Genomic DNA, 20,928 nt, shown 5'->3' with positions numbered 1-20,928 from the left:
AAAGTCGAACCCCACTCGCAAGTCATCTTCTGACCCAAAACAGTCGTTAAGGGCAATGCAGCGTGAAATCTGAAGTTAACGCTACCGTGGATCGGACATGCAATTCGAACCTGAGATCTTCCTATCAGGAGTGAACTCGAGAAAGTTAGCCGATGCTGGCGATCCTTGGTGAATAAGAAGAGGGGCGTACTAGTACTGATTGCTTTGCGTAGCATGACTTGCTTCATTCTCAGCTAGTAGGTTCCGGCGGACGGATCAGAGCACGGGCCAAGAGATGAGTTGGATTCTGGTCTCCTCTGTCTACTCCGCAATAGGAGGCTGATGTGAGTCAAACGCAGTGGAGTGATGCCGTCCGGAACTATTTCGTTTCAGGTTGTTCATCGGGTAACGAAGTTGCAAATTCGTTAAACTGACGTTCCCATTCTTCGCCAAAGCTAAGTGTTTGCAGGTAACCGAAATCATGTTTGTGGCCCTTGATATTCCGCGTGGCATTCGCTGGCGTCTTTGCGAAAGCCAATAGCTGCCCCGATTTCATCCATTCCATTTGTCGTAGCATTGGATAAGAAATCTGGTGCAATTGTATTCTTCCTTGAAGGCTATAGAAGGATAATGTGCTGTTCAGACCGGAAATCAGTAATGTTTTGTCATCTGGGGAGAGAGCCAGCGAGGATACAGAAGAATCATGACGCACGATGAACTCAGCTGAGTCGGATTTCTGGAAATCCCAGACATGTAGTGCGCGTGTGCCATCTGCTATGTAGAGGCGAGGCGAAGTTGGTGAATAAGCTATACAGTTAACCCCACTTTCGATTCCCGCATTTAATTGATGAATGACCTCTCCCGAATTGGCACTGCAAACATACACCACATCATTGTCAACGAACGCAAATGTCATTTCGTCCGGAGCTAAAATGGTATGAAAGCCTCGATGTTTAGAGATCTGCACGAGTTCGGCAGGGACTTTCCCTGACGGTGGAAGAAGTAATTTATATAAATAAATATCATGCTTCTCGTTATCTACCAACATGCTCCCGCATTTATCAGAATAATTGATGTAGGTCGGTCTCCCCTCGAAGGGCAGTTTCCATCTTGCGAACTCCCTATAGCTCCTGCCGTTTAACCTCCAGTGGTTTGCGAGCACTTCTCCTGTTCCATAAGCCGTAATTAGTACGTCGCTGCCCTTCGCGTAACATGCGGCCGACACTCCATTTCTGACAACCCTCCATATGCGAGTGATTTTCCCCTCCCGGTTTTCAAATCCATGTACCACCTTCCCGTCATTCAGAATAACAACTAATCGCTCACTTTCTGGCGAATGGGCATAGGTTGTAATCGCACGATATTCACTGATTTTCGAGTTTACATTTTTTGCCACAAGTTCCACACCTTTTACACACCCATCTTCTCCCACGCTTAATAACTTTGAACCATCGATGGTCAGACAAGCTGCATAAATTCGTCCGGTGTGGACTTGGCGTGAATCAAGAGGAGTTAACCGTAACGCCTGATTGGGAAGAGTGTCTGAGCCTACATTCCAGATTTTGACCGCTCCACTTCGGTCGCAGGCGAATACTTCTTGTTGATAGTTCGAGTAGCAGACGAAACTTACAGGATCCTTATGGACTCCTATTATTCGCAGAGTGTCCTGTCGCCATTCCCACTGGCATACTCCGGCATTCTTGGTGCCTACAACGACCGCCTTTCCATCCAGGGAAAACGAGACCGACTGGATACTTAGGTTTGTTGTTCCGTCTACCTCAGGAATACCCACAATATTTATCTCTTTCTGGGACTCCATTTCCCACATCCTAACTGTCCTGTCAAAGCTGCCCGTAACGAGATATTTTCCGTCGCGGGAAATATCAAATGCTCGCGTATCATCATCATGTCCGACAAACTCGCCAACTTGTTCTCCTGATGGGATGGACCATTTTTTCAACTTTTTATCGTTTGCTGAGGAAATCAGAAATTGGTTGTCGGGTGTGTATTTCACTCCCACGGCAATGTACTTAACCCCGCCGGGTTCCGGATCGGGATAGGTCGTAATCGTCTGGAGCAGTTCCTTGGTTTGCACGTCCCAGATTCGAAGAGTGCGGTCGTCGCCGGCTGAAACGATGTGAGTTCCGTCGCTGGAAAAGTCCAGGCTGTTCACTTCGGTCTGTTCCGTGTCGAGTGTGTCGATAACCTGCATGCTGGCCACATCCACGAAATGGATAATGGAAGCGGCGCCTGCAACAGCCACGACTGAACCGTCGGGGCTGATGTCGATTGCATACAGAGCAGATTGCGACACCTTGAGATCGTCGGTGATAGGCAAGGTATCATTATTGACGGCGTACCATTCCAGTCCCCGAATATCTTTCTGTCCTTCTTTAGGAATGAATGGTTCCAGCAATGCATTCACTCGTGTTGAATCGTGCTTTTTCGACGCATCGCTGGCCAGCATCACGCTCATCAGGTAGTTCTTCTCAGAGGAGTCATCCAACGCAGCGGCGACTTTCTCGTAGGCTTTTCTGGAATCAGCCTCAGCGATTCGCAGGTTATGGTTCACTTCCGAGATTCGGTAGCTGTAAACGGTCATCGTGATCGCAAGAAAAGTGATCGCAAGAAACAGCAGAGACGAGATAGTGGCGATCAACTTATTTCTTTTTGTCCATTTACGGATGCGGGACAGCACGGTAGGCCGGGAAGCCATGATGGGTTTGTTGTCGAGATAATTCTGGAGATCGTTTGCAAACGAGAGAGCGGAACTGTAGCGGTCTCGAGCTTCTTTGGCCGTCGCTTTCAGAATAATTGTTTCCAGATCCGTTGAGATCGCCGGATTCAGTGTTGTCGGCGCTGTCGGGACGACATTGATAATGCTATGGATCACCTCCTCGATGGAGGTTGCTTCAAAGAAGGGTTGGAGCGTCAACGTTTCGTAAAGAGTGACTCCCATTCCATAGATATCCGCCCGGTAATCTACAGCAGCTCTGTTCCCCAAAGCCTGCTCCGGACTCATGTAACGTGGCGTTCCGATCAGAATGTTGGATTTGGTGATGGTTGCCGCCATATCGAGCTTGGCAACGCCAAAGTCACCCACCCACAGTTTGCCTGATTCGTCGAGAATCAAATTCGAAGGTTTTATGTCACGATGGATGATCCCCCTTGAATGAGCGTATTGCAGCGCCTCAATGACTTTGACGAATTGCCTGACCATCCTGTCGACATAGACTTTCGTCTTCGTATTCTCCAGTTCTAATTGATCGACAAACCGACGGTCTTTTGCTCTTTCCATTTCGTGGCTATTGCCGTCGTTGATAGAAAACTCGTCATCGAAATCTCTGAGCTGGTTTTGATCTGAGTCGACCCTATCCGACTCGTATTGCTCCGTCGTATCAATGCCTGTCATTCCGCTCTCGGTGGAGGAGTCGATGGCTTTGATCAAGCGTGCCAGATTACAGCCTTCAATATAATTCATGACCAGAAAGTGAATTCCGTCGACTGTCCCGAAAGCCAGAATGGGAATGATATTTGAATGATCCAGGCTACCCACCACGAGTGCTTCATTCTTGAATCGTTGAATTTGCAATTCTGTCGCCGGTCCCAAGGAGGAGAGCACTTTCAGTGCGACTGTTCGATCCAGGGAGAGCTGCACGGCCTCATAGACAATTCCCATCCCTCCGCAAGCAATTATTCTTGTGAGTTGAAAATCATCAAGAATCGTCCCCGGAGGGAGTGATCCCCGTAATGTCGATGAGGAAGTGCCGGGATGCTCAGGCCGTTGATCCTTCATTCTGGCAAGAAGGCTTTTACATTCCACTTCTTCACTCAGTTTTTCCAATTCCAGAACTGCCTTAAGTTCCGCATTGGCCTCCTCGGAATCAAACAGCAAAAAACGGTTTTGCTGAAGCTGTTGAAAGCACTCCTCACAGGAAGAAATGTGCTCCAATAGCTCTGTAATGAGATTTCCAGAGAGTGGCTCATTTTCGAGCAACTCTAATCGATGGGTTTCGGAGCAACTCATTGGATTGATCGATAAAACAAAGAAGAATTCGTAGAAGAAACGTAACGGGCAATCAGGGAAACGAATTGCTGTAACGCCGTGTTACGCAACTTTTTTTGAGCGTCGACCTGTCGCGAAGCGACTGTTGCTTGCGGGGATCGCTCTGCCGATCACGAGTACCAATGCTGGGTTATGAATTGGATGTCCTCGGATGAAATGAGACGACTCTGTTTAGAGACTCTCTTTGTCATCTTGTTTGAGTAGTAATTCGATTTGCAAGAGAACTCTCCGCTTCGCCATTCGAACCGCATCGGCGGAAATCCCCAGTCTTTTACCGATTGACTCAGAGGTTTCCAAACCAGACTGCATCATTTCGAACGCTTGCCAAGTCTGCTCAGAGACGACACGACGGACTTGTGAAAGGATGTCGAGCAATTGCATTTGCCGGTCATTCAGAGTCACCTCATCTGAATACACAGGAGTCTGAACGGCAGGAATATCGTTTACATGTAATGCCTGAGGTGGAGTGTCTTGTCGCCGCCAGAAATCAATCACTTTATTACGGGTAATCACCTTCAACCAACGGCGAAATGATCCTCTGTTTTTTCGATCAAACTTATGCAGGCTTTTCGTGAGTTCCACAAGAACTGTTTGAGCAACATCAGAAGCGTCGGTGGGCTGTAGTCCTGATCTTCTCGCGATCTGATAAATCATGGGCCCATAGTCTTCGACGAGTGTTTTCCAGGAATTGGCGTCAAGATCTTTTGCACCTTGAATCAATCGGCTGTCTGTGGAGCCAGGAAAAACAAACTGAGAATCGGTGAGCGGCATATCGAGTTCAGATTATTATAAAATGGGCAACGTCTGGATAAGTCAACACTCAGCTCGGTTCGCTTCGAATCACTAAAGGTCAATCCCCTCCCTATAACTAGATTCCTGGTATATAGAGAATAAACATAAGGCATGTACTGAAACTGATCTAAGACATGTTTTGCAACTCTTCCTAAATATAGGAGGGCGGAAGTGGAATCGCGTCAAAAGTATCTAGTTTACGAGTTACGCTCCTGCGTTTAGATTGCGTCGCTTCGCTCTCATGAAATGACTCAAAGATATTCTGCGGAGGTGAAGACCCTCTCGGTGAATTCAAACATGAAGTCTCTGGTACCAAGATTCAAGTCCACCAGGAAGTGCTAATCCTCAAGGTTCGACCGGGCATTAATTCGCATGCTAATAGAATATTCGATTACAGATAATGTTCTTTTCGAGGCTGAAGGTTACCACAGAATATTCAAGGGCTTCTTCATGTTAGCGATTCTCTGTGTCAATGTTAAACAGAAATTGAGGCGACTCAGATAAAATAAGTGAATGGGACCACAGGGACTTGAACCCTGACCTGACCGGGTAAGAACCGGCAATGCTGCCGCTAACACCTTGATCCCTTTAATCGAAATCTTATTGGAATGACTCGTATGGTATTCGAACCCATGTCTCCACCGTGAAAGAGTGGAATCCTTTACCGCTAGACGAACGAGCCGAGTTAGTAAGTCGCTCATAATATATTGATTTTGTGTTTGTTATTTCTGTCTTCCATGACCGGTCACAACAGAGCGAAGACTGCCCGAAGAACGAAAAAAGACCCGGTATCGCGAACGACACCGGGCCTTTTATTGAGGCAGCTAAAAGTGGTCGTTAGTGGTACGCATCCTTCCCATCCAACATATTCCCGCCTGCATTAGCGAGTTGTCCGATGTTCTGTTCGTTTGTAAGAAGGAGCTGGTTCATGAGTTGATCTATTTAAGTGAAGTGAAGATCTCTTCGGTGATTTTGTATTGGAAGTTTGGGTCCATTAACTATGTTACTGGTCTGTTAGACGCAGTCAGGCGAGAAGGGTTCACACTTTTTCAAGATTTTCGTGGAGAGAAATCGATGACGAACATGTTCACGATCCGCCGCGAGCAACCGGGCGACGAAGCATTTATCAGCTCTCTCATAGAAGGCGCCTTCCGCGACCACCCGCATAGTGACCAGACAGAACACCTGATTGTGCAACGACTGCGGGAGAGCAACTCGCTCAGTTTGTCACTCGTCGCGGAACGCGAGCACCAGTTGATCGGGCATATCGCGTTCTCGCCAGTCAAAATCAACGACGAACTTTGTGATTGGTACGGTCTCGGGCCGGTCGCTGTATCGCCCGCTTATCAACGGAAAGGTGTTGGATCTGAATTGATTCGAGTGGGACTGGCAACACTTCAATCAGAACTTCAGGCGAAGGGATGTGTCTTGCTGGGCGACCCGGAATACTATCGCCGTTTTGGTTTCTCGCATTCAACGATGTTGCAAGTGCCGGGATTTCCACAGGAGTACTTCATGACGATCTCCTTTAAAGAAGGAACGCCTAACGGTGAAGTAGAATATAACCCTGCATACTTCGGTGACTAAAGAACGCTTTAGAATTCGCCGTCATGCGTGGAAAGAATGTGAGCCTTCCATTCACCCTCAGCTAGCGGTTAAAACTCAATTCAGTTCCTCGCGTTAGTCTTGCTTCGCAACCCGGGCAACTCTATGAGATTGTCCGGGCCACCCTTTATCTCCGGTATAGTCTGACGGCCCGCTCGTACTCTTCTAGCGTATTCACATTCAGCAGGTTCGTCTGTTTTGGATCAAGTTCCTGAAGTTGCTCGCCAGTGACCTCTTCCCCTGTCACTTCATCCAGTAACCGTTGCAGCGATCGTTTTCCGTCTGCTAGTAATCGTTTCGCGTCCGGCAGAACAAGCCGACGATAAATGGCCGCCAATGGATGGCGACCTTGCCTGTCGCGGGGAACAACAAAGTCATCACCTGCTTTTAGATGAGTTTTCAGGCCACTGATAAAGCTCGCTTGTAACAACGGTATATCACAACTACAGACGAAGACAGTTGCACTCGATTCGGGAAGTGCTTTTAGTCCGGTGACCAAAGCAGCAAGGGGGCCCTGTTCTGGTACGGGGTCTCGCACGATTTGAATTGAAGCGGGCAGTTCCGGCAGCGACTGGTCTGGGGCAGCAACCACGACCACAGGATCGCATACCTCTAAAACGACTCCCACGACTTCGGTCAACATCGTGCCGGGCGGTGGCCCGAAGGGGAGCCACGCTTTTTCCTTTCCCATCCTTTTGCTTTGGCCGCCTGCAAGGATGATTCCAGCCAACATTGCCTCCACCCTTTCACTATAGGTAATCCAGGAAACCTGGCCCTCACGGGAAAACAAAGTTGTCTTGACTCAATCGGCTGAGAATTTTACAAGCCACAACAATATCGACGAAATCGGGTGTAAACGCCGGATGTCGATTTTCAACGACTGGAATGGATTCACTGTCGTTCAGCCGAATGCCTCGGCTGACATCATTGTAAATGGAGTGGGACAATGCGGGGAAGTACGTGGGGAATTTTGTTTCTGGGATTCAGCCTGATTGGTTGCAGTTCAGAGTCGTCCGCTCCTCCCGAAGCCAATCGGGATTCGGCTTCACCCTCAAACAAGGTCGCGGAGTATAACAGTGAAAGGGCAGAACCGGGGCTACTTTCGCTCGGCGGAAGTGATGCCGAATCGGTTAATCTTTCCAACCAACACGTAGAAGAAGCCCTCGTCCAGATCAAAGCAGGTCGATTGCGAGACGGTTTACAACGAATGAATCTGGCCATTGCGTCCGCGCCAGGCAACAGCAATGCCTTTTTTGAACGGGGTAAATTGCTGGATGCCCTCGGACAAGCCAGCGGGGCCATTGCCGATTACTCCGTGGCGATCCAACTTAATCCCACGAATGCCCAGTATGTAAATCAACTCGGCTACCACTATTTGAAACGAAACCTACTGCAATTGGCCAAGGCGCAATTTAATCGTGCCATCAGTCTCGACGAACAGTACGCTGTCCCGTTCAACAACCGGGCCCTGGTGCATATCGCGGAGAAGAAGTTTGACGCGGCCGTTCAAGACCTGGACACCGCTTTAAAACTTGATCCCGATTATCATGATGCACTGAGCAACAAAGGATTCACCTTCTATCAGGGCGAACATTACGACCAGGCGCTCGCGGTTTACGAAGAAGTCCTCGAAAAAGGTCCTGAGAAAGACCGGGCAAATATCTACAATAATCGCGGTCTTGTTTATTATCATAAACGTGATTTTGAAAAAGCGATTGCTGACTTCAGCAAAGCGATCGAATTAAGCCCCAACAATCCACAGTATTTCAAACACCGTATGACGACCTACTCCAAGATGGAGAACAAACAGGCCGAAGCAGAACAGGATCAAAAACGTACCGCGTGGTTGACGCAACTCAGCCAGTTGAACCGACAGATTCAGCAGTCACCACAGAATTCCAAAAACTATCTCGCCCGTGCCGCTCTGTTCGAATCTCAGACGGGTGAAGAGTACACTCAGCTCGCTCTGACCAACTACGAGCAGGCAACTAAGGCGGAACCACACAACGTCGCCGCCTTCATCAGCAAGGCCGAGTTTTACTTCAAGAAGGAAAACTACGAGCAGACCGTCATCGACTGCATGGATGCATTGCGAATCGATCCCGAAAACCGCGAGGCCCTCTCTTTGAAAGCGGACGCTCACTACGAACTTGAGCAGTTTGCGGAAGCCAGTAACGCTTACGCCCTGACTGGACGTGTTGATGAGCAGGTTGCCATCGCTTTTGAAAAGTACGCCACCGAACTTGAGTCAAATGGGCAACAGGCTGAAGCGAAGATTTGGAAAGAGAAAGCGAATTCCGTTGACAACATCGAGAACATTGTGGAAGAGGGCGAGCCGCAGACGGCCCCCTTATTAGATCCCGCAATGATCAAACAGGAATAAATGGGACTGCATCCTGCAAGTTGAAATTCCCCAACATCGAAGTTAGCGAACCTCATCTGCTGAATAGTGAACGCGTCCGAAATCACCGGGCGAATGAAACTGCGGTTCCTTCGTCGTACTGGGAGACCACTGGCTGTACTGCTGGTTCGTCTCTCCACCCAGACGGTTTAAATTGAGTCGCCAGATATCGCCCGGTTCAGGCGGCGTATGCTTTGCCACATGAGCAAAAGCAGCGAACGGAATCGCCGCTTCCAGGATCCAATGAGAGTCAGTATCGGTATCGTCGTTTAATGTACCGTCGACGGTCGTCTGGATTTGAATCCCCTCACACCGCCAGCGTTCTTTCGACTTGGAGCCTAAACCTTCGGGATGGTGCCCTTCCAGAAACGCCGTGTTCACGTTCATCTCGATGTTAAAGTAATTCTCTCCGTCATCCACATTGGGTGCCGTAAAGACTTCCACGCAGTCGTCGAACCAGACCGAGCTGCCCCGCTCTGTTCGCGTCGCCGAGATATGGGCATCTTCACAGCGATAGGCGACGTACAGGTATTGATCGTCCCACAACATTTTGGCGATCGTCTGCTCTTTCTTTCCGGACTCGTACCAGGCGAACTCAAAATCCCCAACCGATTCCGCCGCGGACCAATCTGACTCGTCCAGCTTGCCGTCGATTTTGATCGGAGCCGTCGTTCGCTTGATCGTGTACTCGGGCAGAGAATCTGTTTTCGCTTTATCGTCCCCATATACCGGCGGCGTTCCAGCCTGTAACAGGAAGAGCGAGAAAACCGCCCCGAAACTCATAACAAAGTGGGGTCGAAAGTTAGCAGTGGAATGAATCATATTGTCGCCCATCAAACAGAAGGTCCAGAATCGAACGGGGAACGAAGCGAGGAGAAACCGCCCACTTACCCTGCATGTTCTATTTAGTTTACCCCTGCCCGGCGAGGAAACTCCATACTCAAGGATATTATTCGCACCGGAACCGCCGCCATCCGATACATCGAAACTCGACGTCAAAATTGAGAAAACCTGTTTAACATCAACGATTTCGGCGCCGAATCCTCTACTCATTGCCCCATTCTATTCCTCAGTCGTGTTGAACTTTTCACTACGATTGACCATTTTGTCGCCACAGCCCGCTTGATGGTAATAAAAGAACTCTTTATGCTGGCGTATCGCGACTGAGTCTCAGTACCACAACATTTCGGTACCGCGACCACCAATCGCCCTGCTTCTCGCCACCAGCGACCTCACCACACCAGCTAAAGAGAAAGAGAGTTACCATGCGCCTGTTATTGCGTCGTAACCCTAATAAAGATAAATCCTTACGATCCGGATTCACGATTATTGAACTCCTCGTGGTCATGGCGATTATCTCCATCCTGATTGGTCTCCTCCTCCCCGCTGTGCAGCAGGCACGCGAGGCCGCTCGCCGTACTCAGTGCCGCAACAAACTGCACCAGATTGGCATCGCCCTCACCAACTACGCCGACCTGCATCAGGTACTGCCACCGAGCTACATCGTTGGCGCTGGCACGGGTGGCCAATGGTCGGCCCATGTCCGTCTGCTTCCTTTCATGGAAGAAGACAACTTCTATGAATTAGCCGATCTCGATAGTGGTTACACTTCTGGCACGATACTCTCCACCCACCGAGTGGGTGTCTTCATCTGTCCTTCGGAAGAACGCCAGATGCTTCGAGCCGGTGGCGATCATTACCCATTGAATTACGCGTGGAACGGTGGAAGCTGGAAAGTCTTTGAACATGCTGCGACTTTTGATGATGGTGGCGAAGGTGGAGATGGGCTGTTCCATCCTAATGCCAACATTAAATTCACCAAAGTTAAAGACGGCTTAAGCAACACGATCGCCTTCAGCGAAGTGAAAGCGTTTACTCCTTATGTCCGTGATGGACAATTGAGCGGAGATACCGTTCCCGAAACACCGCCGACCAGCCTTGCCGCATTGACCAACGGACAATTCAAACTCGAAAGTGGCCATACTGAATGGGTCGATGGACGAGTCCATCAAACTGGGTTCACAACGGCATTCACTCCGAACTCGTCCACCCCTGTTGAAGGGGCTTCTGGAGACGCAGGCGATCCTCTCGATGGCGACTACACTTCCTGCCGCGAAGGCAAAGCAGGTTGTGAAGGCGAAACAACCTTCGCCGCGGTCACTGCCCGCAGTTACCACACCGGAGCTGTATTCGTCCTCTACCTCGACGGGTCTGTCCATGCCATCAGCGAGAACGTCTCTCTCGATATCTGGCGTGCTCTCGGTAGCTACAATGGCGGGGAAGCAATCGACGCTTCCTTCGACTAACGTCGTTGAGACTCAACCACAGAATCAGCGTTTTAAGCCACAAAAAAAACGGGGACTGAGTTTAATACTCGGTCCCCGTTTGGCTTTTCAGCCTGTACTTCCCGAAAACGTGAAGCTGAGGAAGAATTACACGTTTTCCAGGAAGTGCTTCACAGCCTGAATCGCTGAACTTACCTACTGGATAACGTTGAAACGGAAAGCGCGGATCACAACATTTTCACGACTTTGTCCGCCAGCCCCGATTCGCCCAACAACACTTGCAGGTTGGTGTTCTTCGAAATCGCTTCCAAAGTTTCCAGCTCCCGCAACCGCATCAGCGTGGGGTTGTTCTCCAGCAGTTTCGCCGTGTTGACCTGCGACCGCATCGCCGCCGTCTCTTCCCGACGCGAAATCAGGTTGGCTTCCGCCGCCTTCTTCGCCTCGGTCACCCGGTTCAACAGATCTTTCATCTCACCAGGCAGGATAATATCCCGAACACCGGCAGACAGAATCCGCAGTCCCCAGTCGGCCGCTCGTTTATGCAAACGCTCCACCAACTGATTCGCCAGCGATTCCTTATCACTTAGAAAATCATCGAGCCCAGTTCGTCCAACCAGCTCGCGCAGGACTAGCTGTGCTGCCCGGTACAATGCCTGTGCACTGCTCTCCGAGATAGTCGCAAACCGGACTGCATCGACGACCTGGTAGGTCACGATCGCGTTCATTCGCAAGGTCACCTTGTCCTCAGTCATGATGTCCTGCCCGACGATATCCAGGTGCGACTCACGCAGATCCACCTGAAAGAGCTGGTACTTGTCCACGCGCTTCCAGAAAACGTATCGTCCTGAATTCAAGGTCTCGGCGTACTTACCGTTCTGGTATAGCACACCCGCACAACCCTGAGCCACTTCGACTATATCGAACTCATCCTTCGCCGTGGGCAGCGTCAGAATCTCTTCGAGATCCTGGTGCGCAAACCGGAGCGAAGTCGTTTCAATGACTTCCACACGGATGTCGTGCAGAGTCCTCCAGAAAGCGTACTGACCCGCACTCAGAACGGCAAACAGCCGCTCATCACACCAGACCAGCGCCCGCTGACGATCCTTCAAGTCCACGACCTGAATGTACTCATCCAGCAGGCCCGATTTGATCAACTGCGCCAGATCATGGTGTACCAGATCCGTTTGCCGCTCATCCAGAATCTGCGACGTGACATTCTTCAGCCGATTCCAGAACAAGTAAACTCCCTGATCAAGCACACGCTCCAGCTTGCCGTTGATCCACACCAAGGCCTTCTTATGCGCATCGACTTCCAGCTTTACGGCCAGGTCACCGAACTCGGCTTCACTCGCAATCTCCCTGATCTGCTCGTGCTTCAGTTCCTGCTCACGGGTCGAAATAACCTCCACACGATTTGAACCGAAAGCAGTCCAAACCCAGTGCGTACCGGGAGGGAGAATGCGCTCAAACAAATCATCTTTGAACAACAATCCCACTTCGTCTTTCTTAATCTTCACACGCTTTAACATCACATCCTCCTTTCTCTGGGTGTTGGGTGATGGTGGTGTATTTTCCTTAAATAGAAAATTACTAATGGTGTAGGTCAGGCAGTGCCCGACTTACTGCTTTGACAATTGATAAATGTCGGGTGACATGCAAATTCATATTTGAAACACAAAGTCACGAAGGACACAAAGATCGGGACAACTAACAAAACGACTTCCGATCACCGAGGCTTAACGATAGCCAATCCCATTTGAGTTCCAGAATCATTTGCTGCAGAAAACGTTTTTGAACTCTTCATCACAGAACCAATTATTTGTGTTTCCCTGGTGTCTAAGACCCATCGTGTTTCATATAAGCACGATGCAATACCCTGATATTTAGCGGTAAACAGAACAATGCAAATGCTGATACTAAAAACCATAGGGCGGACTGTTCAGAATGGATCACATTGCCATCGTGGAAGAGAGCTTGAGTCCTGAGAACGAAGATCAGCCCACGGCAGGTCCCCTCATTTTCGGATGAGGATAAATCCTCGTTCCGTCCCTGAAGTTGCCCACCGTTTTCCAACCAGGTTTTCAAAACGGTATCCACCTCCTGCAAAACGACAGCCGATGTTGCCTCGGTCCAAGTCACCAATTCCAGACGCTCCGATTTTCCCCGCAGGGATCCTCTTCACACTTTCATTCGTTTCTCAGACCCAAGCCGATCTCATTTCCAACAGCCACCCGCCGGTCTTTCAAACAGCTTTTCACGGCTGCATAACAGGTAATTAGCCTGCCTTGGAGTTTGGTATGGGATTCGAACCCATGGCATACAGTTCCTAAAACTGTTGTTCTATCCACTGAACTAACCGAACAGCTACGCTGTTGTTCAACCTCCCTTAGATACCATGTCCGGAACGGAAACCGGTTCTCATACAGGACCACAAAGTGGCTGCAAGCCCGGTCCGCCGCTGGAAGAGGCTAAACTGTTCCCACAGAGACCGGCGGTGTGACTAAAGGTTCACGTCCAAATACTGGATTGATTTGAATTGCGGAAAAACATACCCACTTAGTCCAGAACAGCATTGGTCAATGGGCCGTCTCATCTGCTAGTCTGGAACGGTGACCAAAGACCATTCCTTCTTCCTACTCAATTTGATAGACCCACCCGATGATCCGCATACCCGCCCTCCGCTTGAACAGTACCCTCCCCCTTGCCGCCCTCATGTTAATGATGGCCATCTGCTGTCCCACTTCCGCCGCCGAATCCGAGAAGCCGCTGATGGCTTATGTCGGTACGTTCAGCTCGCCGTTGAAAGATGTCCTCAAAACGCAGGTCGACCTGCCACCGGGAAATGGTCGTGGCATTCATCTCTTTGAAGTGAATCGCCAGACGGGCGAACTGACCGCCGCAGGCGAAGTCCGCATGGGCACCAGTCCCAGTTGCGTCGTCTTGAACGAAGAGGGCACCCGGTTGTACTCCGCCAACGAAACGGATCGCTACCAAGGAACAAAAGAAGGAACGGTCAGTGCTTTCGAAGTCGATCAAACGACGGGTCAATTAAAATTACTCAACAGTGTTCCCTCCGGTGGTGCCGGTCCGACGTATGTCGTCATGCATCCTTCAGGACGCTTCGTGTTGGTTGCCAATTATTTCGGTGGCTCGGTGGCCGTCCTGCCAGTTCAACCCGACGGTTCTCTTGGAGAAGCAACTGATGTGAAAGTGGACGAAGGCCACATCGGACCGACCAAGGCAACAAATGCTCCTCCCGGTAGCTTCGCCATCAGTGGCCACGACCGCACTCACGCACACCAGATTCTTCCAGACCCCACGGGGAACTTCGTATTACATGTCGACCTTGCTCAGGATCGCATCTACATCTGGAAGTTCGATATGGCAAGGGCGGAATTGGTTCCCAACGACCAACCCTTTGTCACCCTTCCCCCTGGTGACGGCCCCCGGCACATTCATTTCCATCCCAACGGCAAATGGCTCTATTCGATTCAGGAAGAAGGTTCGACTGTCGTTTTCTTTGAATGGAATCCCGAGAACGGTCACCTGACTGCGCGCCAGACTTTACCCACGCTTCCTCCCGGTTTCGCGGGGAGCAACTTCTGCTCAGAGATTTTGCTCTCACACGATGGCCAATACGTTTACTGTGGTAATCGTCTTTACGACAGCATCGGCATCTTCAAAGTCGGCGACGAGGGTATGCTGAGCTACGTCGGCGAAGAATGGACCCGGGGCGACTATCCTCGCAGTTTCAACTTCGACCCCACCGGCAATTTTCTCTACTCGCTCAACCAGCGCGCCGACAATGTCGCCATCTTCAACGTCGACAAGTCGACCGGCAAGCTGAACTTCACCGGCCACTTCGCCCCTGTGGGGAACCCTTCAAGCATTATCTTTCTCGATCTGGACAAGCAAAAATAGTCGGTTATATAAAACGAGGATTCTTTATGAATCAAATGTAAAACCGAGAACCTCTTCTCCCGTAAGCCTGTCTGGGTGACAGCGACCAATCTACGTACGCCCTCTACAACGGGAGGAGATCATGACCATGTTTTGTCACTTCGTCGACGAAAACATCCATCTGGAACCGAGCCACCCGTATTATGCAGAGCCGCTTTTCGCACTGACTGACCAGAACCGCGAATTCCTGAAGAAATGGCTTCCCTGGCTCGACGGCGTCACCTCCGTAGACCACTCTCGTGACTTCCTGCAGCAGCAACTGCAGAACTACGCAGATGGTACGGGGCTATCGTTGCTGATTTTCTATCGAAAGGAACTCGCTGGCATCATCGGTTTCAACAGCATTAACCCCAATAATCAGACAGGAGAAATTGGTTACTGGTTGGGCGAAAAGTTCAACGACCGCGGCATCATGACCAAGTGCGTAAGAGAACTAATCCGGTTCGGTTCCCAATATTATGGCCTGCAAAAAGTGGTCATCCGCTGCTCGACCGGTAATGAAAAAAGCCGAAAGATCCCCCAGGGACTTGGATTCCTGAAAGAGGGGACTCTCCGTCGAGCCGAAAACCTTTACGGTGAATGGCACGACCACGACGTGTATGCTCTTCTCAGCGAAGACTTCTTCGGTTGAAATCGTTTGCCCTGATCACTCTTTTTGGGTTGCGACAAAAGGATTCGCGTGTACACTAAAACTGCACTCGTTTCTTTTTCGTCCTGATGAATCCTCGAAGCAGCCAATTTCATGCAATCGATTCCCGAACCGGATACCGATCCGATGACCGACCCCGCGCTGCACGCGGTTCAACTCAGCTTGATCCCGGGCGTAGGCCCACGGACCGTTCAGAACCTGGTCAATCACTTTGGTGAGCTCTCGGCAGTTTTTAACGCCAGCCATGAGGAGTTGATTGCCCTTCCCGGTTTGGGGCCTAAGCTGGCTCGTAAAATTCTCGAAGGTAAAGAGGGAACAACGGCACGCACCGAGTTGGCCCGGTTGCAATCCGAGAACGTGAATATTCTGCTCCGGGGCACCGACGAATACCCTACACTGCTTGACCAGAATTGCTACGCGCCGCAATTGCTGTATTACAAAGGCGACATTCAACCCGCTGACGGGCTCGCCATCGCAATTGTCGGTTCCCGCCGATGTACGCCGTATGGTCTTGGGCAAGCACACAAAATCGCTGGTGCCCTCGCCCGGGCCGGTGTGACCGTCGTCTCGGGCCTTGCCCGTGGTATCGACGCTGCCGCCCATCGAGGCGCCATTGAAGCAGGCGGTCGAACGCTCGCCGTTTTCGCAACCGGCCTCGGTACCGTCTATCCGCCCGAGCATAAAGACCTCGCCGCCCGGGTCGTCCAGCAGGGCGCTCTCATCACCGAATCCTGTTTTGACCAACTTCCCATTGCCGGTCTCTTTCCGCAACGTAACCGGATCATCTCGGGGTTAAGCCTGGGAGTCATCCTCATCGAAGCCTCCCGGAAAAGTGGCTCGCTCCACACCGCCCGCCACGCGATGGAACAAGGACGCGACGTCTTCGCTGTACCCGGTCGGATCGACAGTTTGGAAAGCCAGGGCTGCCTCGATTTAATTCGCGATGGAGCGACGTTAATCCGCAGTGTGGAAGATGTCATCGACGAACTCGGTCCTCTTTCCAAACCGGTCCAATCGAAAGAGAAAGGCGAAATCCGCAAACCGATTGAACTCAATTTGAACGAACAGGAAACAGCCATCCTGAATGCTCTCACCTCCGACCCCAAACACATCGACGAAGTCCTCCGAGCCGTCACTCTCGATCCGTCCCGCGTCCTCTCAACCCTCACCGTCCTCGAAATGAAACAACTCGTCAGACGACACCCCGGAAATTACTTATCCAGACCTTGAATCTTCGCTTCAAAAGTTCTCACTTATAAACATTTAAGAACAGTTAGGCAGATAAAATGAATCTTTCTGAAGAACAAACACGAATTGTTTATGATGCCCTGATCTTTGCCGTACGAAATAATTCAAAGATCGGATTTCAAAATGGCGATCAAGGGCATCCCGCATACATGCCCGTCGGAAATACAGATGAGGAAGCAAATAATCATGAAGAGTTAGGTGATTCTCCCCAAAACAACGCTCTTTACAATCTGCTGCATGCTCTTAATAAAGTATTAGGAGACTCTGCAGATCCACGGATCAATTCGTGGGAAGATTTTTGTACGTTAGCAAATTCCCATCGACACAGATAAACCTGTGATGGTCGGAGAGGTATTGTTAAGACTCTCGTTCAAAACAGGGGTGGCCCAGACAATCACGAAGTGTTGTCTGGGTTGCGTAGCAACACTCAAGCAATGAACTTCACCCGCATGAGAAACCGAATACTCAAGCCGCGATATCCGGGCAAGACATGAACGATATCACTCATCCCCATAGAAGAAGAATCTTCAGCGAGAAACTCTACGCTCACTTCGTTACCACCAGTTGCTATGACCGGCGAATGTTCTTCTCTATCGAGCGAGCTGCCGAAATCTTCCAGTGGGCGCTAACATCTCAGGCTGAGAAACAAAATGCTCACTTGATTGGCTACGTCATTATGCCCGAGCATGTTCACTTCATCATCTGGTTTCCTGAGCCTGGGCAACTTTCGAATTTCATGAAGCATCTCAAATAACGTTCTTCAAAATGGATCCGAAAGGAACTGGGTGATGATATCGTTGATAAATGGAGTATACGCGCTATCGACGATCCCCTCTGGCAAACACGATATTATTCTTTCGAAATCGAATCCGAAGAAAAGCTGAACGATGAGTTGAACTACATCCACCAGAATCCGGTTCGTAAGAACTATTGCGTTGAAGCAAGCACGTGGAAGTGGAGTTCGGCAAGATATTACGATACCGGAGAACAGGATGGCGTTTTGATATCTCGACCGTGAGAGGATACAGTGCTTAAGTGTTGCTGCGCAACCCAGACAACACTATGTGATTGTCTGTGCCACCCAATTTTTTACTTCGTCATTTTTTTGCGGGGCATGACGCGGCTTAGTCCGCCGTCTACATTGATCACCTGCCCTGTGATCCAACCGTTCGATGGATCGAGTAACCAGGAGATCGCAGAGGCAATATCCTCGGGTTCTCCCAATCGACCGAGGGCGTGCATCTCTTTGGAGAACTCGGCCAGCGATTCGTTCTCCCAGATCGAGCGGGTCATGTTCGATCTGACGAGACCGGGCGCCACCGCGTTAAAACGGATCCCCTGCCCCGCATAGGTCGAAGCGGCCGACCGAGTCAGCCCCTCGACTCCCGCCTTGGCCGCCGCGATCGCTTCATGATTCGACATCCCAATCTGCGCTGCAGAGGAAGAGACGAGCACCACAGATCCGCCCGACTTTTTCATCAGCTTACCGGCCATCTTTGCGACCAGGAATGACGACGTCAGATTCACGGCCAGCGTCTCATGCCATTCCTGAAGCGACGTCAAATGCGCCGGTTTCAACAACACCGATCCCATACAGTTCACGACGCCATCGATTCCTGCCATCTGCTCTACAGCAGCTTCGAAAGCCTCTTCAATCTGCGGCGGTTGCCTTGCCTCGACCACAACGTACGGTTGGCCCAGCAACTCACTCAACCGTTTCAGTTTCTCCTCATCCCGTCCTGTTAACATCATCCGCGCCCCGTCGCCGACCAGTTGCTTCGCCACCAGACTTCCCACACAACCTGTCGCTCCGAAGATCAGATATTTTTTATTTTCAAAGCTGCTCATCGATAATTTCCTGATGGAGTTACGGACTCAGTACAGATTTGTAGACAAGAGAAAACTATTTTCCACCTGAGACTTAAGGATTCTCCTCCTGTTCTTCGTGACTTCGTGTTTACTACAAGGCCTGAATCGTGTTCTCGATTCCAGCCGCCCCCATAAATGTCTTTCAATTGGAAGCAAACGGGTTGAGTTATCCTTGAACCATATGGTTCAATACAAGAAACGACTCCAAGTTTTCCAACCAAGGATCCTCCCACTATGTTCCGACGTGATTTTCTCAAAACGGCGACGCTCACTTCTGCCGGGTTGATGATTCCGACTTCGTTCAGCCGGTTGGCGAATGCCGACGACGAAATGAAGCCAGCCTTTCGGTTTGTGCATCTGACTGACATTCACGTCCAGCCGGAACGTGAAGGGGGTGCGGGAATGACGAAGTGTCTAGAAGCGGTCGAAGCACTCGACCCCAAGCCCGACTTCATCCTGACCGGGGGTGATTTAATTTATGATGCAGGCAAGGATTACGAACGAGGAAACCAGCTCTTCAAACTCTATAAACAGATCGTCGCCGATCACACTGGGATCCCCGTTCATCCTTGTGTCGGTAACCACGATGTCTATGGTTGGTCGCGGCGGGAAGAACTTGACACGATGAACCCGCTGTTTGGAAAAGGCCTGATCCGAGACCATCTGGAACTCGAAAAAACATACTATGCTTTCGACCACAACGGCTGGCGGTTCTATGTGCTCGACAGTATCCAACCGACGGTCGAAAAACGCTACAAATACACGGCGGGACTTGATGAAGAACAGATGGCCTGGTTGCAGTCCGACCTCGCCGCCAAACCGAAAGAAACGCCTGCGGTTGTCGTTACTCATATACCGGTGCTCACAGTGACCAGCATGCGTAAACAACCGGAACTACTGGGGGAAGACTTTTATATCTCCGGCGGCCCGGGAATGTTCTCCAACAGCCTGGAAATGGGTCGCCTCTTCCACAACCATAATGTGAAGCTCGCCCTCTCCGGTCACTTGCATGAAATCGACCGCATCGAACGCGGAAACGTCACTTACATTTGCGACGGAGCTGTCTGTGGTGGCTGGTGGTACGGTCCGAATATAGATAGTGGCTTTGAAGTACAAGAAGGTTTTGGAGTCGTCGACATTCACACCGATGGCACCTTCGAACATCACTACGTCGACTATGGTTGGGAAGCGAAAGTACAGACGAAGGGTTAAGTAATTTCAAGCAGCATTTCGTCTGGGGGTCACTATCCTTCACTTAAATAAACCCTGAAACAAACGAACGATTACGAAAAACCGGGTGCCCCGGTTAGCTCGTCTAGTCGGGTGAGAGACGTTAACGCAGTCAATCGACTGTTTTAAATTATTGCACGGAACTGGTACCGGATTCTTTCCGATTACCCTTAAATCCTCTAAGGATAAGAGAACACACATTGGCACGGTTAGTTGAGCTAACCGTGGCACCCTCATATTCACTTGGCAGTTAAAGGTGGACGATGAAGTCGAGCACAAGATAGAGCACATATACCTACCTCAGAATTAAGCAACTCCGTGGAGAACTTCACCCCAGAAGATCCCTCCGACTCTCCGTTCGTTCCTCTCTGGCATCATTATGAGTCTGCCCGCTTCAAACAAACCTTTAAGCAGTCTACTTCCCGCAGACGTCGATCTTGAACGTCCGGCGCTCGGTATTCAATATCCGTGGATCGAGCTCATCCTGCGTGGCATTAAAACAATTGAGGTGCGGAGCTGGGAACAGAATATCGAGGCAAACTCTATCTCTATGCTTCGAAGGCGCATGCTCAGACAGATTACTCGCAGCAGCGGACGCGAGAACATGAACTGACATTAAGCGAACTGCCCCACGCGGCCGTCGTGGGTGAAGTAGAACTGGTCCACATTCGTCCGACGGTAGAGGACGATGCACCCCGGGCCCAGGTTCCTGCGGAAGTGCTCAAGGGATGTTACGCCTGGGAGCTGGTGAACCCGGTTCGGTATGACGAACCACTCCCCGCACTAGTGAAACCGTACGGGAGCTGGTTCTATCCATTTCAACGACGCACATCGAAGTCATAAC

General features: G+C 50.4%; 17 protein-coding genes and 3 tRNA genes. 11 read left to right on the top strand and 9 right to left on the bottom strand.

Features of this window, described 5'->3' with window-relative positions; all coding sequences use genetic code 11:
- Positions 1 to 358: 358 nt before the first annotated feature.
- The 4 genes from Pla110_RS00760 to Pla110_RS00750 form a co-directional block, all read right to left on the bottom strand.
- A complete protein-coding gene (locus tag Pla110_RS00760) occupies positions 359 to 4,006 on the bottom strand; it encodes a protein kinase domain-containing protein (RefSeq protein WP_144992217.1) in 3,648 nt (1,215 codons plus the stop codon).
- Between the two features lie 210 nt (positions 4,007 to 4,216).
- Positions 4,217 to 4,816: an RNA polymerase sigma factor gene (locus Pla110_RS00755; RefSeq protein WP_144992202.1), complete on the bottom strand. Its 600-nt coding sequence runs from the start codon at positions 4,814 to 4,816 to the stop codon at positions 4,217 to 4,219.
- 535 nt (positions 4,817 to 5,351) lie between these two features.
- Positions 5,352 to 5,424, bottom strand: a tRNA-Lys gene (locus Pla110_RS22485).
- A 22-nt stretch (positions 5,425 to 5,446) separates the two neighbouring features.
- Positions 5,447 to 5,519 (bottom strand) — tRNA-Glu (locus Pla110_RS00750).
- Between the two features lie 392 nt (positions 5,520 to 5,911).
- Here Pla110_RS00750 and Pla110_RS00745 point away from each other — a divergent pair.
- Positions 5,912 to 6,424, top strand: a complete 513-nt coding sequence (locus Pla110_RS00745) for a GNAT family N-acetyltransferase (RefSeq protein ID WP_197440419.1) — start codon at positions 5,912 to 5,914, stop codon at positions 6,422 to 6,424.
- 145 nt (positions 6,425 to 6,569) lie between these two features.
- Here Pla110_RS00745 and mobA read toward each other — a convergent pair whose 3' ends face one another.
- Entirely contained in the window at positions 6,570 to 7,175 is a 606-nt protein-coding gene (gene mobA / locus Pla110_RS00740) for a molybdenum cofactor guanylyltransferase (RefSeq protein ID WP_144992200.1), read from the bottom strand.
- Positions 7,176 to 7,388: 213 nt separating this feature from the next.
- On the opposite strand from mobA, the gene Pla110_RS00735 reads away from it, so the two are divergent.
- Complete coding sequence (locus Pla110_RS00735) at positions 7,389 to 8,825, top strand: tetratricopeptide repeat protein (RefSeq protein WP_144992198.1); 1,437 nt, start codon at positions 7,389 to 7,391, stop codon at positions 8,823 to 8,825.
- A gap of 42 nt (positions 8,826 to 8,867) precedes the next feature.
- Here Pla110_RS00735 and Pla110_RS00730 read toward each other — a convergent pair whose 3' ends face one another.
- Positions 8,868 to 9,665 (bottom strand): carbohydrate-binding family 9-like protein, encoded by a 798-nt coding sequence (locus tag Pla110_RS00730; protein ID WP_197440417.1) that lies wholly within the window; start codon positions 9,663 to 9,665, stop codon positions 8,868 to 8,870.
- 443 nt (positions 9,666 to 10,108) lie between these two features.
- Here Pla110_RS00730 and Pla110_RS00725 point away from each other — a divergent pair, with 443 nt between their 5' ends.
- Complete coding sequence (locus Pla110_RS00725; protein ID WP_144992194.1) at positions 10,109 to 11,149, top strand: DUF1559 domain-containing protein; 1,041 nt, start codon at positions 10,109 to 10,111, stop codon at positions 11,147 to 11,149.
- Between the two features lie 206 nt (positions 11,150 to 11,355).
- Here the strand turns inward: Pla110_RS00725 and Pla110_RS00720 are convergent, their stop codons facing one another.
- The gene (locus tag Pla110_RS00720; protein WP_144992192.1) at positions 11,356 to 12,657 is read right to left on the bottom strand and encodes a slipin family protein; all 1,302 of its coding nucleotides are present in this window, start codon (positions 12,655 to 12,657) and stop codon (positions 11,356 to 11,358) included.
- A 757-nt stretch (positions 12,658 to 13,414) separates the two neighbouring features.
- Positions 13,415 to 13,490 (bottom strand) — tRNA-Leu (locus Pla110_RS00715).
- A 296-nt stretch (positions 13,491 to 13,786) separates the two neighbouring features.
- Between Pla110_RS00715 and Pla110_RS00710 the strand changes: the two genes are divergently transcribed.
- The 5 genes from Pla110_RS00710 to Pla110_RS00690 all read left to right on the top strand — a co-directional run bounded on the left by Pla110_RS00710 (position 13,787) and on the right by Pla110_RS00690 (position 17,739).
- Positions 13,787 to 15,049, top strand: coding sequence for a lactonase family protein (locus Pla110_RS00710; RefSeq protein WP_144992190.1), 1,263 nt, complete (start codon positions 13,787 to 13,789; stop codon positions 15,047 to 15,049).
- 121 nt (positions 15,050 to 15,170) lie between these two features.
- Positions 15,171 to 15,719, top strand: a complete 549-nt coding sequence (locus tag Pla110_RS00705; RefSeq protein ID WP_144992188.1) for a GNAT family N-acetyltransferase — start codon at positions 15,171 to 15,173, stop codon at positions 15,717 to 15,719.
- A 111-nt stretch (positions 15,720 to 15,830) separates the two neighbouring features.
- Positions 15,831 to 16,967, top strand: coding sequence for a DNA-processing protein DprA (gene dprA / locus Pla110_RS00700; RefSeq protein ID WP_231742790.1), 1,137 nt, complete (start codon positions 15,831 to 15,833; stop codon positions 16,965 to 16,967).
- A 56-nt stretch (positions 16,968 to 17,023) separates the two neighbouring features.
- Positions 17,024 to 17,317, top strand: a complete 294-nt coding sequence (locus Pla110_RS00695) for a hypothetical protein (RefSeq protein ID WP_144992186.1) — start codon at positions 17,024 to 17,026, stop codon at positions 17,315 to 17,317.
- A 158-nt stretch (positions 17,318 to 17,475) separates the two neighbouring features.
- Complete coding sequence (locus tag Pla110_RS00690) at positions 17,476 to 17,739, top strand: transposase (protein WP_144992184.1); 264 nt, start codon at positions 17,476 to 17,478, stop codon at positions 17,737 to 17,739.
- 335 nt (positions 17,740 to 18,074) lie between these two features.
- On the opposite strand, the gene Pla110_RS00685 is transcribed toward Pla110_RS00690, so the two are convergent.
- On the bottom strand, positions 18,075 to 18,833 hold the full coding sequence (locus tag Pla110_RS00685) for an SDR family NAD(P)-dependent oxidoreductase (protein WP_144992182.1): 759 nt from the start codon (positions 18,831 to 18,833) through the stop codon (positions 18,075 to 18,077).
- 255 nt (positions 18,834 to 19,088) lie between these two features.
- Between Pla110_RS00685 and Pla110_RS00680 the strand changes: the two genes are divergently transcribed.
- The 3 genes from Pla110_RS00680 (at position 19,089) to Pla110_RS00670 (ending at position 20,927) form a co-directional block, all read left to right on the top strand.
- Positions 19,089 to 20,066, top strand: a complete 978-nt coding sequence (locus Pla110_RS00680; protein ID WP_144992180.1) for a metallophosphoesterase family protein — start codon at positions 19,089 to 19,091, stop codon at positions 20,064 to 20,066.
- A 397-nt stretch (positions 20,067 to 20,463) separates the two neighbouring features.
- Entirely contained in the window at positions 20,464 to 20,697 is a 234-nt protein-coding gene (locus tag Pla110_RS23045; protein ID WP_144992178.1) for an ASCH domain-containing protein, read from the top strand.
- Between the two features lie 29 nt (positions 20,698 to 20,726).
- Positions 20,727 to 20,927, top strand: coding sequence for a hypothetical protein (locus Pla110_RS00670; protein WP_144992176.1), 201 nt, complete (start codon positions 20,727 to 20,729; stop codon positions 20,925 to 20,927).
- Position 20,928 lies beyond the last annotated feature (1 nt).

It is taken from the genome of Polystyrenella longa, assembly GCF_007750395.1.
Lineage (GTDB): Bacteria > Planctomycetota > Planctomycetia > Planctomycetales > Planctomycetaceae > Polystyrenella > Polystyrenella longa.
Note: the sequence above shows the minus strand (reverse complement) of the source record. Positions and strands in the feature narration are given on the sequence as shown.

Bases quoted from the DNA above. Each gene is read 5' to 3' on its own strand.
- mobA (WP_144992200.1), bottom strand. From the start codon at position 7,175: ATGTTGGCTGGAATCATCCTTGCAGGCGGCCAAAGCAAAAGGATGGGA.
- Pla110_RS00730 (WP_197440417.1), bottom strand. From the start codon at position 9,665: ATGATTCATTCCACTGCTAACTTTCGACCCCACTTTGTTATGAGTTTC.
- Pla110_RS00735 (WP_144992198.1), top strand. From the start codon at position 7,389: ATGCGGGGAAGTACGTGGGGAATTTTGTTTCTGGGATTCAGCCTGATT.
- Pla110_RS00680 (WP_144992180.1), top strand. From the start codon at position 19,089: ATGTTCCGACGTGATTTTCTCAAAACGGCGACGCTCACTTCTGCCGGG.
- Pla110_RS23045 (WP_144992178.1), top strand. From the start codon at position 20,464: ATGAGTCTGCCCGCTTCAAACAAACCTTTAAGCAGTCTACTTCCCGCA.
- Pla110_RS00690 (WP_144992184.1), top strand. From the start codon at position 17,476: ATGAACGATATCACTCATCCCCATAGAAGAAGAATCTTCAGCGAGAAA.
- Pla110_RS00745 (WP_197440419.1), top strand. From the start codon at position 5,912: ATGACGAACATGTTCACGATCCGCCGCGAGCAACCGGGCGACGAAGCA.
- Pla110_RS00685 (WP_144992182.1), bottom strand. From the start codon at position 18,833: ATGAGCAGCTTTGAAAATAAAAAATATCTGATCTTCGGAGCGACAGGT.
- Pla110_RS00710 (WP_144992190.1), top strand. From the start codon at position 13,787: ATGATCCGCATACCCGCCCTCCGCTTGAACAGTACCCTCCCCCTTGCC.
- Pla110_RS00755 (WP_144992202.1), bottom strand. From the start codon at position 4,816: ATGCCGCTCACCGATTCTCAGTTTGTTTTTCCTGGCTCCACAGACAGC.
- dprA (WP_231742790.1), top strand. From the start codon at position 15,831: ATGCAATCGATTCCCGAACCGGATACCGATCCGATGACCGACCCCGCG.
- Pla110_RS00720 (WP_144992192.1), bottom strand. From the start codon at position 12,657: ATGTTAAAGCGTGTGAAGATTAAGAAAGACGAAGTGGGATTGTTGTTC.
- Pla110_RS00705 (WP_144992188.1), top strand. From the start codon at position 15,171: ATGACCATGTTTTGTCACTTCGTCGACGAAAACATCCATCTGGAACCG.
- Pla110_RS00725 (WP_144992194.1), top strand. From the start codon at position 10,109: ATGCGCCTGTTATTGCGTCGTAACCCTAATAAAGATAAATCCTTACGA.
- Pla110_RS00695 (WP_144992186.1), top strand. From the start codon at position 17,024: ATGAATCTTTCTGAAGAACAAACACGAATTGTTTATGATGCCCTGATC.
- Pla110_RS00760 (WP_144992217.1), bottom strand. From the start codon at position 4,006: ATGAGTTGCTCCGAAACCCATCGATTAGAGTTGCTCGAAAATGAGCCA.